We start from the raw sequence: 13,802 nt of genomic DNA, 5'->3' as shown, positions 1-13,802 counted from the left end.
TATCTCAACGGACCAGTAAAACTGGCCGCACATGAACCCATCGAGAAAGCCAGACGCAACCCACCCTCCACGCGCGACGGATTGTGGATGTTATTGGCGTTGACCGGAGCGCCTCAAGGTGCCCGAGCTCGCGATTCTCCAGGGACGTCAATCGGGCGGCGCGGAGCCACCACCGAAGACGAGGGGGTCGTCGAGGTTCCTGAGGTCATCGCCAACCTGAACGCGGGACTCTTTCCTCTTAGGCGGGTTTTTCAATACAGTGCGACTGAGTCGTCAGCGCGCATTAAACGGAGAATCCAGGAATGGCTCGAAACGTCAAGTCCACCTACGTCCTTGGTACGGGTCTCTCTCACGACGGCTCGGCGTGCCTCATCAAGGATGGGCGCATCTGTGTGGCCATCGAGAAGGAGCGCATCACCCGGCGCAAGCACGACGGTGGCAACGACTCGGACGCGGTGAGCTACTGCCTGCAGGCCGAGGGCATCACCATCGACGACGTGGCCGTGGTCGTGCAGAACGACAACTTCGGCATGCTGGTGGGGGCGGACGACTGGTTCCAGGGGCCTCGGGTGGTGAAGGGAACCAACGTCCCCCTCGTCACCATCTCCCACCACCTGGCGCACGCCTTCAGCGCCATCTGCGCGTCGCCGTTCGACGAAGCCTCGGTGCTCATCATCGATGGCAGCGGCAATTCCTTCGATGACTGCCTGGACCGTGAAGGGTGCACCCTGGGCGTGACGCCCGCCAAGGAACTGGAGCACCTCTACTTCGAGAAGGACAGCTATTACCACTACGAGCAGGGCCGGATGCGCCCGGTCTACAAGGACTTCTCCGAGGCCGGCATGGGCATCAAGCAGTACCCCATGCGTCCCAACTTCACGATGCACTCCATTGGAGGCATGTACCTGGCGGCGAGCGTGTACGTGTTCGCGGGCTTCGAGGACCCGGGGAAGCTCATGGGGCTTGCGCCGTTTGGCCGCCCGAACCAGCACGACTTCCCCATCTTCGACCTGAAGGACGGTCGCGTCTTCGTGCGCTACGACTGGATGGAGCGCTTCACGCGGCCGGCGCGCAACAAGACGGACTTCAAGGAGGGCTTCCAGGCACACGCGGACTTCGCGTGGTGGCTGCAGCGTGAGGTGGAACGGGCCCTGCTCTACGTCGTGAACCACCGCTACGAGCAGGCGCCGTCGGACAACCTCGTCTACGCGGGAGGCGTGGCGCTCAACGCGGTGGCCAACCGCGTCATCCGCACGCAGTCTCGCTTCAAGAACATGTTCATCCAGCCGGCGGCGGGTGACAACGGGCTGGCGGTGGGCTGCGCGTATTACGGCTGGCAGGAGGTGCTCAAGCGCGAGCGGGTGAAGGCCACGGGCTCCTCGGCGTTCGGCCGGCACTACCGCCGCGACGAGGTGGACGCGGCCCTCAAGAACCACGACGACCTGCTGAAGGAGGAGCCGGCGCAGGACGTGTACCGGCGCACCGCGGAGCTGCTCGCGGACGGCAAGGTGGTGGGTTGGTTCCAGGGGGGCTCGGAGCTCGGTCCGCGCGCGCTCGGCCACCGCAGCATCCTGGCGGACCCGCGCCTGCCGGAGATGCGCGACTTCATCAACAGCAAGGTGAAGTTCCGTGAGGACTTCCGTCCCTTCGCACCGTCGGTGCTGCGCGAGGACTGCTCCACCTACTTCGACTGCGACTACGAGAGCCCGTACATGGTCATGGTGGCGCCGGTGCGTCCGGAGTGGCGCTCGCGCATCCCCAGCGTCGTGCACCAGGACTTCTCGGCGCGCATCCAGACGGTGACCGAGGACGTGTCCCCCGCGTACTACCGGCTGCTGAAGCAGTTCAAGGAGGTCACCGGCATCTCCGTGCTGCTCAATACCTCCTTCAACCGCAAGGGCATGCCCATCGTGGAGACGCCCGAGGAGGCCATCCGGTTCTTCCTCAGCTGCGCGCTGGACGCGCTGGTGCTGGAGGACCGCATCTTCTTCAAGGTGGCGACGCGGACGTCCGTGGACCTGCCCCTGGACAAGCTGCTGCTGGAGCGCATCAAGCCCGCGCTGGAGCGCAACGTCGAGGAGGCGAAGCGTATCGGCGGGGTGTTCGAGCTGCGCCTGAGCGGCGTGCGGACCTTCACCATGGACCTGTCGCGCCAGCAGCCGACCCTCTTCGAGGGCCGTCAGAAGACCCCGGACGTGGTGCTCGAACTCTCGGAGAGCGACTTCCAGCGGCTCTACAACGACCCCAACGAGGCCCAGTCGCTGTTCGGCCAGGGAAAGATCTCCGTCAACGGAGATCCCGCGCGCGCGCTGCAGGTGGCGCGCATCCTGCGGATGTCGTGAGCCGCCAGCCCGCACTCGAGAACACCATGAACGTACGGGAAGCCCTCCAGCGGACGAAGCACTGGGTCGATACGGAAGGCAGCCGGATCCCAGGCTTCCTGGGCGCCTATGTCGCGGGGAGTTCGACGCGCATGCCGCTGGACGCGCCCTTCGCGCCGTGGCGTGACGTCGATATCGTCATCGCCACGACGGACGCGAACGAGGTCCGGATGCCGCCCCTGGAGTTCGTGCACCAGGAGGTCATCGTGGAGTGCGGCTGCCTGGACGCGAAGCTCTTCCAGCGCGCCGAGGATATCGTCGCGACCCCGGAGCACGCGGACAACCTCGCGGCGGGGGTCATCCTGTCGGACCCGACCGGCGCCTTCCAGAAGCTGCACGAGCGCGTCGCCGTGGAGTTCCCCCGGCGCCCCTGGGTGCGTGCCCGGTGCGAGGCACACCAGCGCACCTTCCTGACGCACCTGGAGCAGGCCACCCAGGCCCGCGCGGCGGGGATGTATCCGCTGATGCTCATGCACTACCACGCCGCCCTGGTCTACCTGTCGGGGCTCGTGGCGCTGTCACACCTGCGCCCCATCACGGTGCGCCAGTGCTTCGTCCTCTCGGGGGAGTTGCTGGAGCGACAGGGGCTGGCTGCCCTGCACGAGGAATCGCTGGAGCTGCTGGGCAGCGCGAGCCTGTCGAAAGCGGAAGTGGAGCACTTCCACGCGGACTTCATGAGGGCCTTTGACCGCGCGATTGAAGTGAAGCGGGGCGACATCCCGTACGGCTTCAAGCTTCGCGCGCACCTGAGGCGCGCCTACCTGGAGGGAACCCAGGAGATGATCGATGCCGGGCGGCACCGGGAGGCCGCGTTCTGGTTCTTCGGCCTCTATTTCCTCGCGCTGATGGTGCTCCAGAAAGACGCCCCCGGCGACGAGAGGCTGGCGTTCCAGGCGCGCTTCGATGCGTTCTTCACCCGGCTCGACTTGCATCCCACCGCGGACTGGATGGGCCGGCTGCGGCGCGCGAAGGCCGTCTTCGAGCGGTTCCGCGAGGCCTCCGAAACGGCCCTCGCGAGCACCCCCGCCATCAAGGACTGACTCCCCTCATGGCGACCATCCTCCTCGCGCCCTTCGCGGGCCATGGCCATATCAATCCCACCCTGAAGCTCGCCCGGGCACTGGGCCAGCGAGGCCACCGCGTGGTCTACGCGGGCCCCTTGGACTGCCAGGAACTGGTGACCCGCCGCGGGGGCGAGTTCATCCCCGTGCTCGAGGAGCAACTGCCCAAGGGCAGCTTCGACCCCTTCCAGGCCTCCGGGTTCCTGGGGCACGTGCGCCAGCTCCGCGCACTCACGCGCCGGGTCGACGCCGCGCTGCTGGCCATCGCGGAGGGCGCGCTCGACGGAGTCTTCGAGCGCGTGCGACCGGACCTGGTGGTCTGCGACACCCTCCTCCCGTACACGGCGCTGGTGGCCCATGGCCATGGAGTCCCAGCGGTCTTCTTCAACACCTCCGTGCCCCGCGAGTTCATCCACCCCTTCCTGTCTCGCCCACCCACGGAGCCCTCCCGCAGGCTGCGCGCCCACGCAATCCGGGCGTTGCTCGGAGTGATGGGGGCGCTGGGCATCGCGCCCCGGATGAACGAGCGCAGCGCGCGCATCGCACGCCGCTACGGCTATCCGGTGGAGGCGCTCGCGACGGAGCCCGAGCGCCTGCTCGCGCCCCGGCTGCCAGAGCTGGTCCTCGCCCCGCGTGAGTTCGCCGAGCCCGATGGCTACGTGGAGTCCCACTACATCTACGCGGGGCCGAGCATCGACCTGGAGCGGGCCCCCATGGACTTCCCCTGGGAGCGGCTCGCCGCCGACAAGCCCCTCATCCTCTTCTCCCTGGGCAGCCAGGGCGCCTTCCGCCGAGCGCTAGAGCAGCAGGTGCTCGACACCGTGTTCGCCGCGGCGCGGGCGAGGCCCCAGTGGCAGTTCGTCTTCGCGGTGACGCCCGCCCACGACCCGAAGCCCTACGACGCGGAGCCCAACGTGGTGGCCGTCCACTCCGCGCCCCTGCTCCAGTTGCTGGAGCGCGCCACCGCGGTCGTCACGCACGGCGGCTTCAACACGGTGAAGGAGTGCATCTACTTCGGCGTGCCCATGGTCGTGGTGCCGTTCGTGTTCGACATGCCCGGCGTGGGGCGCGCGGTGGAGCACCGGGGGCTGGGCATCTCCTGCCCCGCGAAGACGCTGAAGTTGGAGCACCTGCTCGCATCGCTGGACTCGCTGGTGGGCGAGCCGCGGTGGCGCGCGGCCCTGGCCGCCATGCGCGCCTGCTTCCATGAGAACGAGCGGAACAACTCGGCCGCGGACGCCCTCGAGCGGCTCCTCCAGGCGCCCGAGGCCCAGGGCGCGCGGCTCAGGCCGGGTTCTTCCGCACGGTGACCTGGAAGGCCTTGCGCACCACCTGGAGGTGCCTGGCCGAAGCGGAGAGGAACGCGTCGATGCCGACGTCCGGGCGCGAGATGTCCTGGAAGTCCGCGAGCTGCGCGGCGGCCATGCCGTAGTCGTCGAAGGTCATCACCCCACCCGGCTTCAGCAGCCGCCAGCACAGCACGGCGTCCTCCAGGACGTCGTACGTCTCGTGTGAGCCGTCCACGTAGATGAAGTCATACACGGGTTCGGGAGGAAGCCGGCGCAGGGCGACATGGGACAGGCCCGCCAGCTTCTCCACGCGCTCGCCCGCGCCGCTCGTGGCGATGTTCTCGTCGAACAAGCGCGCGGCATTCCCCTCGAACAGGTCCACGCAGGTGATGCGCGATGTCGGGTGCGTGAGCACGTTCTCCAGGAGCCAGATGGCGGAGCGCCCCTCGAAGCTGCCAATCTCCAGCACCCTCGCGCCAGGCTGCCCCATCAACGGCGAGAGCACCTCGCGCCACTCGGCTTCGCACTTGGACATCCAGTCCGTGGAGAAGCGGTAGCGGCCCACCTGCCGCAGCGCCGGGTTGCGCTCCATGTACCCGCGCGCCGCCGCCTTGACCTCCGGGGAGGCCCACTTGAAGTCCAGCAGCCGCCCGAGCGCGGCGTGCACGGAGCTCCGCAGGTTGTCCACCGACGCGGCATGAGGCCCCAGCCGCGCCGCCGCCCCGTTCGTCAGCATCGCGCCCAGGGTCTCCACCTCCTGGAGCCACACGAGGATGCCCGCGTTCGCGGCGGAGGGCTCCATCCTCAAGAAGCCCTGGAAGCGCGTGGCAAGCGACGACACCTGATGGGACAGCTCAACCCCGGGGTTCACGCGGGCCTGCCTTTCTTCGGAGGGAGGGGCACTCACGACACCCTGCCGGCGTCCGCGAGTGTCTTGGATGGTTCCATGCGGTATACCGCGAGGTCAAGGAATCGCGATTAATCTCGAATGTAAACATTTCCTGATTATGTATAAACAGGCCTCGATGAAGCTCCTTCCATGAATGACACCCGCCTGCTGGTCAGCAGCATCATCCGAATCACCGAGCCCGGTGAGCGCAGCGGCTCCGTGCGACTGGTCAGCCTGAAGGAGCGGCGCGTCCTGGCGGACTGGCCCATTCCGGAGAGTCCCTTTCGCGCGTACGACCCGAACCCGCGCGGAGGGCTCAGGGGCGGTCGCGGCATCAGCGGCGACGGGGAGCGGCTCGTGGTGGCGGTGACGGATCGCCTCTTCGTCTTCAATCGCGAGTGGAGGCAGGTGGGCGAGCTGAGCCATCCCCTCCTCGGCCAGGTGCATGACCTCCTGGTCGAACCGGATGGCGTCTGGGTGACGGCCAGCGCATCGGACATGGTGATGAAGCTGGGCTGGGACGGCGCAGTGCTGCGCGCGTGGAGCTGGCGGGAGGACCCCGCGCTGGCCCGGGAGCTGAAGCTGGCGGACGCGCTCGGCGGAGCGCTGAGCGACGATTACCGGGACCCGCGCCGGCTCCCCGCCTTCTTCGACTTCGTCCATGTGAATGGCGTGGCACGCTGCCCCGAGGGGCTGCTCGTGTCCTTCGGCTTCGTCCCGTCCCGGCTCTCACGACGCATCCAGGCGCTGACGGACCTTCCCGACGCGCTCCTGCGGCGGCTGGGGCGCGGGACGCGAAAGACGAAGGCCTCGAGCGCGTTCGACCTGCGCTTCCTGGCCTCGAGCTTCACGGCCTCCTCCTGGGTGGGCGTGCTGTTGCCAGACCAGGGGCCCGCGCGCGTCGTCGCCCGCCAGGACGGCATCCTGCGGCCCAACCACAACCTGCTGCGGCACCGGGACACGCTCGTCTACAACGACACCCACAACAACCAGGTCGTGCAGCAGGCGGTGGATGGGAGCTGGAAGCGGCAGGTGGCCATCCCCGGAGATCCACCCTTCGTCCGCGGTCTCGCGCCCCTGGGGGGAAACCGCTTCCTCGTGGGCAGCCAGCGGCCGGCCGCCTTGTATGACGTGGACTTCGATTCACCGCGCTGCGAGCGGCTGCTCGAGCTGGGCACGCATCGCCACGAGTGCGTCTACGGCATCCACGTCGTGCCGGACTGTTTCGGCGAGCCCCCGGAGGCGCTCTGGGCACCCTCGCCCCCGGCCAACGAGGCGCGGCTCCGGGACGAAGCGCGGGTCGCCTAGCACACCGCCGCGCGACGTGCTGTCCGGACACCTGCTTTTGACATGAGCGGGTGTTTCAGGTCCGGACGGACTCGTGGTCGAAGGAAGCATATTGCCGGTTTGACCACTTGAGCCATGTTTCCTTAGTCTACATGGCTGACTTCAACCACCGTTATTCCAGGTCTCCCTTGTCATTCATGAACTGCTCGTTTCGCGGCACATTCTTGCGCTGCGTGCTCGCGACCCTCGCGATCTTCACCCTGGCCGCCTGTGGTGAAGACACGGTCCCGGAGCCGCCTCCCATCGCCGCGCCGGGCTACGAGGCCACGATCCGGCTCACCCGCCACGGGATTCCCCACATCACCGCCAGGGACCTGGGCAGCGCGGCCTTCGGCCAGGGCTATGCCTTTGCCCAGGAGCACGTCTGCGCCCTGGCGGATCAAGTCCTCAAGGTCCGCAGCGAGCGGGCCCGGTTCCTGGGCGCGGGCGCTGGCAATGCCAACGTGGCCAGTGACTTCGGCTACCTCGCGCTGGACGTCTACGGCCGCGCGCGGGAGGCGCTCCCCAGGTTGCCGGTGGACGTGAAGTCGATGATCGAGGGTTACGTCGCGGGCTACAACCGCTACCTCGAGGAGGTGGGCCCCGCCGGACTGCCCCCTGGCTGCGTCAACGCCGCGTGGGTGAGGCCCATCAGCGACGTGGACCTGATGGCCTACCACGTCAGCCTGGCGCTGCTCATGAGCAGCTACCAGTTCGTCGCCGCGGTCACCAATGCCCAGCCGCCCACGACCACGGGCGGCATGCGCATCACCGTGCCGTCACCGGAGGCCTTCAAGGAGCTGCGCGATCACGACACGGGGAGCAACGGCTGGGCCATTGGCGCCGATCGCTCACAACGGGGCCGCGGCATGCTCGTGGCCAACCCCCACTTTCCCTGGCAGGGCGAGCTGCGGCTCTGGGAGAGCCACCTCACCGTGCCGGGCGTGATGAACGTCTACGGCGCGAGCCTGCTGGGCGTGCCGGGGGTGCTCATCGGCTTCAACGATAACGTCGCCTGGACGCACACGGTGTCCGCCGGCCAGCGGATGACGCTGTACCGGCTGAAGCTCGTGCCCGGCAAGCCGACCCACTACCTGTATGACGGGCAGGAGCGGCAGATGACGGCGCGGGAACACACCATCCTCGTGCGCCTGCCGGAGGGCTCGCTCACCAACGTGAAGCGCACGCTCTACAGCAGCCACGTCGGCCCCATGCTCGCCATCCCCGGCGCCACGGACTGGACCTCCACGGTCGCCTTCACCTATCGCGACGCCAACCTGGAGAACTCCACGCTGCTGGCCCAGTTCCACGCGATGAACCGCGCGCGCAACCTCCAGGAGTTCAAGGAGGCCTTCGCCACCATCCAGGGCATCCCCTGGGTCAACACCCTGGCGGCGGACCGTGACGGCAACACCTGGTACGCGGACGCCGCGGCCACGCCCGACCTGAGCAGCGCGGCGATCGACGCCTGGCGCACGGCCAGCTCGGGCGCGGACCCGCAGGCGACCTTGTTCCTGCGCAACCTCAACCTCGTGCTGCTCGACGGCAGCACCTCCGTCAATGAGTGGGTGGCCACTCCCGGCGGACGCAGCCCGGGACTCATCCCTTTCGCCCGCGTGCCTCAGCTCGCGCGGCGTGACTTCGTCTTCAACGCCAACGACAGCTACTGGCTCACCAATCCGGCGGAGCCCCTGCCGGACCTGTCCCCCCTGCACGGTCCCACGCGCAGGAGCCAGCAGCCGCGCTCGCGCATGAACCTGGTGATGTTGACCGAGCAGACGGCGGAAGGGGCCTCCGGCGCGGATGGGAAGTTCACGCTCGACGAGCTCCAGGCCGCCATCCTCAGCAACCGCGGCCTCGTGGCGGAGATGCTGCGCCCCGGAGTCGTGGAGCGCTGCCAGGCCACGCCCACCGCGACCTACCAGGGCAGGAGCGTGGACCTCTCCCGGGCCTGCGCCATCCTCGCCGCCTGGAACGGTCGCTTCGACGTGGACAGCGTGGGCGCGGTGCTCTGGCGCGAGTTCATCGGGACCTATCTGGTGAACCAGTTGCTGAACAAGGGCACGCTCTTCGACACGGCCTTCGACGTCAACGCGCCCTTCACCACGCCTGGCACCCTCACGCCCGCCCCCGCGCAGGGTGAGGACCCGATGCTCGTCAAGCTCGCGCAGGCGGTGACGCTGCTGACGTCCTCGAACATCTCCCTGGACGCGCCCCTGGGCACCGTGCAGTTCACCCCGCGCCGCGGCCTGCGCATCCCCATCCACGGTGGCCACAACCGCGACGGCGTGGCGAACGTCGTCAACTACGGCACCATCCAGTCCACGCTCATCGACGTGCCGCCCGCGCGGGCCAGGCTGCTCAATGGCGAGACGGGCCTGACGTCGGACGGCTACGTCATCACCTCCGGGTCCAGCTTCCTCATGGCCCTGGAGTTCACCGACACCGGCGTGCAGGCGCGAGCCTTGATGACCTACGGCCAGTCGTCCAATCCCGCCTCGCCCTACTACTCGGACCAGACGGAGCTCTTCTCCGGGAAGCAGTGGCGCGACATCCGCTTCACCGAGGAGCAGATCCTCGCGGACCCGGCCCTGGTGGTGCAGTCCGTGTCGGCTCCGTAACCCCTCTGTACCTCCAGAGCCTCGACAGGGCCTCCGGCTGTCCCCGGGGGGCCGTTCCTCACTTGCATGTCATCACGAGTGAAACCCGTCCTCCGACCTCGGGGGACGAGCCTTCACCCGTCGTGCTCGGCACCGCCCGCCCAGGCCTGGCCCGCCAGGTGCCCGAGACACTGGAAACGTGAACTTCATGTCCGCCCACTCCACCTCGTCTCCTGGCTCCTCCACGTCTCTCGTCGGCCTTCTGCGTCAGCGGGCGCAGGGCCGGGCAGAGGACCCGCTCTACACGTTCCTGGAAGAGGACGGGGCCGCCAGCGGGATGACGGGCGGGGAGCTGGACCGCTGGGCCCGGCGCATTGGCGCGGCGCTGGAGGCGGTGGCTCCCGCCGGGGCGCGCGTCGTGCTGCTGTACCCGCCCGGCCTGCAGTACATCGCGGGCTTCTTCGGGTGCCTGTACTCGCAGCGGGTCGCGGTGCCGGCCTACCCTCCGGATCCGCTCCGGCTCGGGCGGACGCTGCCCCGGTTGCGGGCCATCATCGAGGATGCACGGGCCACGGTGGTGCTCACCACCTCGTTCATCGCGTCCTTCGCGGAGATGCTGTTCGAGCAGGCCCCGGAGCTCCAGTCGCTCCAGTGGGTGGCCACCGACACGCTCCCCGAGGACACGGGGCACGACTGGACGCCGGCGGACGTCGGGCCGGACGCGCTGGCCTTCCTCCAGTACACCTCCGGCTCCACGGGCACACCCAAGGGGGTGATGCTCAGCCACGGCAACCTGCTGCACAACCTGGGGCTCATCGCTCACGCGTTCGAGAGCCGCCAGGACTCCGTGGGCGTCATCTGGCTGCCGCCCTACCACGACATGGGGCTCATCGGCGGAATCCTGCAGCCGCTCTACATGGGGTTCCCCGTGGCGCTGATGTCGCCGCTGGACTTCCTCAAGCGCCCGCTCCGGTGGCTGGAGGCCGTGTCGCGCTTCAAGGGCACCATCAGCGGCGGCCCGAACTTCGCGTTCGACCTGTGCGTGCGCAAGAGCACGCCCGAGGAGCGCGCGGCGCTCGACCTCAGCGCCTGGGAGGTCGCGTTCTGCGGCGCCGAGCCCATCCGCCCGGAGGTGCTCGCGCGCTTCACGGAGGCGTTCGCGCCGAGCGGGTTCCGCCCCGAGGCGCTCTACGCCTGCTACGGCCTCGCCGAGGCCACGCTGATCGTCTCGGGCGGCAAGAAGGGCGTGTTCCCCGTCCATCGTTCGTTCTCGCCCGGAGCGCTGGCGCGCAATGAGGCCCGAGTCGACACGACGGCCGAGGGACAGGTGCGCGTCGGCTGCGGCGGGAACCTGCCGGACCAGGAACTGCGCGTCGTGGACCCCGCGACGTGCGCGCCGTGCCCGCCGGGCACCGTGGGAGAGATCTGGGTCTCTGGCCCGAGCGTGGCGCGGGGCTACTGGCAACGTCCCGAGGAGACAGCCCGCGCGTTCGAGGCCCAGGTGCCCGGAAGTGACAGGCGATTCCTGCGCACGGGCGACCTTGGCTTCCTGCACGAAGGCGAGCTGTTCGTCTCCGGGAGGCTCAAGGACCTCATCATCCTCCGCGGCCGCAACATCCATCCCCAGGACCTGGAGCTGACCGTCGAGCAGAGCCACCCCGCGCTCCGCCCCGGTTGCACCGCCGCCTTCGCCTTGGACATCGACGGTGAGGAGCGGCTCGTCGTTGTCCAGGAGGTGGATGTCCGCAAGCTGGTGGACGCAGCCGAGGTGACGGCCCTGGTGCGCCGCCGGCTCGCGGAGCAGCACGACGTCCAGCTCCACGCGCTCGCGTTGATTGAACCCGGCAGTATTCCCAAGACGTCCAGCGGGAAGATCCAGCGCAACGGCACCCGCGCGGCGTTCGTCGCCAGCGAGCTGGCCCTCGTGTCGACCTGGCGCGAGGAGGCCACGGACACCGGCGCGACAGCTCCGGAGACAGTGGCGCTGTCCTCGAGTGCGACCCTGGAGGAGACCGCCACCTGGCTGCGGGACACCCTGGGCCGGCGGTTGCGTGTCCGGGCGGAGGAGCTGGATCCCGCCGTGCCCATCACCCGCTTCGGCTTCGACTCGCTCGTCGCGATCGAGCTGGGCCATACGCTGGAGATCGCCACGGGCGTCTCCTTGCGCATGGAGGAGCTGCTGCGAGGCCCCAGCGTCACGGAGCTGGCGGCGCTGCTGCACGGACGGCGCTCGGCCGCGAAGGCGGTGCTCCCGGCCATCACTCGCCGCGCGGACGACACGCCACCCCTGCTCTCCCCTGGCCAGGAGCGGCTATGGCTCCTGGAGCAGCTCCAGCCGGGCGGTGCCCTGTACAACCTCGCCGTGGCCGTCCGGTTCAAGGGCGCCCTGGACACCGGGGCCTTGGAGCGCGCGTTCCAGGACATCGTGCGCCGCCACGAAGCGCTGAGGACCACCTTCCGCGCCGTGGAGACGGAAGGTCCGGCCGTGCTGATCGTCTCGCCGGACGCGGACTTCACGCTCACCACCGACGACTTGCGCACGCGGCCGGCCGCCGAGAGCCAACGGGAGGTCCAGCGACGTGCGGACGCCGAGGCGCTTCGGCCCTTCCTGCTGACGCAAGGGCCGCTCCTGCGCGGGCTCCTTCTGCGGACCGGCGAGCAGGAGCACGTGCTCGTGCTCACGATGCACCACATCGTCTCGGACGGCGCGTCCATGGAGGTGCTCGTCCGCGAACTCGCGGCGCTCTACGCGGCGCACACCTCCGGTCAGCCGGCGGCGCTGCCCGAGCTGCCGCTGCGGTACTCCGATTACGGCGCGTGGCTGCGCGAGCACCTGCGGGGCGAGACGCTGGAGCGGCTGCTCGGCTACTGGCGTCGGCAGCTCGAGGGTGCGCCCGAGGTGCTGGAGTTGGGCGTTGCGCGGCCCCGGCCGGCGGTGTCCACGCACCAGGGTGACAGCGTGGAGGTGAAGCTGTCGGCCCCGCTGATGGAGCAGGTGAAGTCCCTTGCGCGCGAGCAGGGCGTGTCACCCTTCGTCGTGTTGCTGGCGGCGTTCCAGCTCCTGCTGGCCCGTTACTCGGGGCAGGACGACATCTGCGTGGGCACGCCCATCAACGGTCGTGACCGCCCGGAGACGCAGGGGCTCATCGGCTTCTTCGTCAACACCCTGGTCCTGCGCACGCGGCTGGCGGGCGCCGCCACCTTCCACGAGCTGCTCGCGCGCGTGCGGGACGTCACCCTGGAGGCCTATGCCCACCAGGAACTGCCGTTCGAGAAGCTGGTGGAGGCGCTGCGGCCGACGCGCCACCTCGGGGCCTCGCCGCTGTTCCAGGTGGTGCTGGCCATCCTGCCGGACCCGCTCTCCGCGCAGCCGTTGCCTGGGCTGGAGCTTCAGCAACTGGAGCTGCCGAGCCGCCTGGTCCAGAGCGACCTGCGCCTCGCGCTCGCGGAGAGCGCCCAGGGTCTCCACGGCCGGATGGAGTACAGCACGGACCTGTTCGACGCGGCGACGGCGCGCCAGCTCGTCAAGCACCTCGGCGCCCTGCTGGAGGCCGCGGTCTCCCAGCCCTCGGCGCCACTGGCGTCCCTGTCCCCGCTGGATGAAGCGGAGCGCCGCCAGTTGCTCGTCGAGTGGAGCGGCGCCGTCCCCGGTGAGCCGGAGGACGTCTGCGCTCACCGGCTCTTCGAGGCGCAGGTTGCGCGCACACCCGACGCAGTGGCGCTCAGCTTCGAGGGTGAAGAGCTGAGCTACCGCGAGCTCAACGCGCGGGCCAACCGGCTTGCGCGGGTGCTTCGGCGCCGGGGCGTGGGGCCGGAGGTCCTCGTCGGCCTGTGCGTCGAGCGCTCGTTCGAGATGGTCGTGGGGCTGCTCGCCATTCTCAAGGCGGGCGGCGCGTACGTGCCGTTCGACCCGGGCCAGCCCGTGGAGCGGCTCGCCCTCATCCTCGACGATACGCGCGCGCCGCTCGTCCTCACGCGCCGCGCGCTGGTCGACCGGCTGGGCGGGCAGCAGGCCCGGGCGCTGTGCCTGGAGGACGTGGAGGCCGAGGTCCGCCTCGAGTCCACGGAGGACCTCGACGCTGGCGCCACTGGCGGCAACCTCGCGTACGTCATCTACACTTCGGGCTCGACGGGCCGCCCCAAGGGGACGCTCCTCCAGCATCGGGGCCTGTGCAACACCGCGCGGCAGACGCTCGCGGTGATGAAGCTGGAGGTGGGCAGCCGCCTCCTGCAGTTCTTCGCGCTGAGCTTCGACG

The 13,802-nt window shown here is 69.2% G+C and carries 7 protein-coding genes (1 of these 7 only partly in view); 6 read left to right on the top strand and 1 reads right to left on the bottom strand.

The window, feature by feature from the left end; translation table 11 throughout:
• The first annotated feature begins 302 nt into the window (after positions 1-302).
• Genes HUA74_RS17480 through HUA74_RS17470 form a run of 3 tightly spaced genes read left to right on the top strand, consistent with a single transcriptional unit; the run spans position 303 to position 4,752 of the window.
• Positions 303-2,342 carry a carbamoyltransferase C-terminal domain-containing protein gene (locus HUA74_RS17480; RefSeq protein ID WP_141640637.1) on the top strand — a complete coding sequence of 680 codons (2,040 nt, stop codon included), beginning with the start codon at positions 303-305 and terminating at the stop codon, positions 2,340-2,342.
• Between the two features lie 26 nt (positions 2,343-2,368).
• Entirely contained in the window at positions 2,369-3,421 is a 1,053-nt protein-coding gene (locus tag HUA74_RS17475; RefSeq protein WP_174455404.1) for a hypothetical protein, read from the top strand.
• Positions 3,422-3,429: 8 nt separating this feature from the next.
• Positions 3,430-4,752, top strand: coding sequence for a nucleotide disphospho-sugar-binding domain-containing protein (locus tag HUA74_RS17470; protein WP_174455403.1), 1,323 nt, complete (start codon positions 3,430-3,432; stop codon positions 4,750-4,752).
• Here the strand turns inward: HUA74_RS17470 and HUA74_RS17465 are convergent.
• Positions 4,727-5,602, bottom strand: a complete 876-nt coding sequence (locus HUA74_RS17465) for a class I SAM-dependent methyltransferase (protein ID WP_371817251.1) — start codon at positions 5,600-5,602, stop codon at positions 4,727-4,729. The two genes, HUA74_RS17470 and HUA74_RS17465, sit on opposite strands and share 26 nt — an antisense overlap.
• 168 nt (positions 5,603-5,770) lie before the next feature.
• Here HUA74_RS17465 and HUA74_RS17460 point away from each other — a divergent pair, with 168 nt between their 5' ends.
• The 3 genes from HUA74_RS17460 to HUA74_RS17450 form a co-directional block, all read left to right on the top strand.
• Positions 5,771-6,928 (top strand): hypothetical protein, encoded by a 1,158-nt coding sequence (locus HUA74_RS17460; protein ID WP_174455402.1) that lies wholly within the window; start codon positions 5,771-5,773, stop codon positions 6,926-6,928.
• Between the two features lie 176 nt (positions 6,929-7,104).
• Positions 7,105-9,567 carry an acylase gene (locus HUA74_RS17455; RefSeq protein WP_174455401.1) on the top strand — a complete coding sequence of 821 codons (2,463 nt, stop codon included), beginning with the start codon at positions 7,105-7,107 and terminating at the stop codon, positions 9,565-9,567.
• Positions 9,568-9,754: 187 nt separating this feature from the next.
• A protein-coding gene (locus tag HUA74_RS17450; RefSeq protein ID WP_174455400.1) for a non-ribosomal peptide synthase/polyketide synthase crosses the window boundary here: on the top strand, positions 9,755-13,802 show its beginning. 13,958 nt of this gene lie beyond the right edge of the window; only the first 4,048 of its 18,006 coding nucleotides appear in the window; the start codon lies at positions 9,755-9,757; the stop codon falls past the right edge of the window.

The organism is Myxococcus sp. CA051A, from assembly GCF_013336705.1.
Lineage (GTDB): Bacteria > Myxococcota > Myxococcia > Myxococcales > Myxococcaceae > Myxococcus > Myxococcus llanfairpwllgwyngyllgogerychwyrndrobwllllantysiliogogogochensis.
Note: the sequence above shows the minus strand (reverse complement) of the source record. Positions and strands in the feature narration are given on the sequence as shown.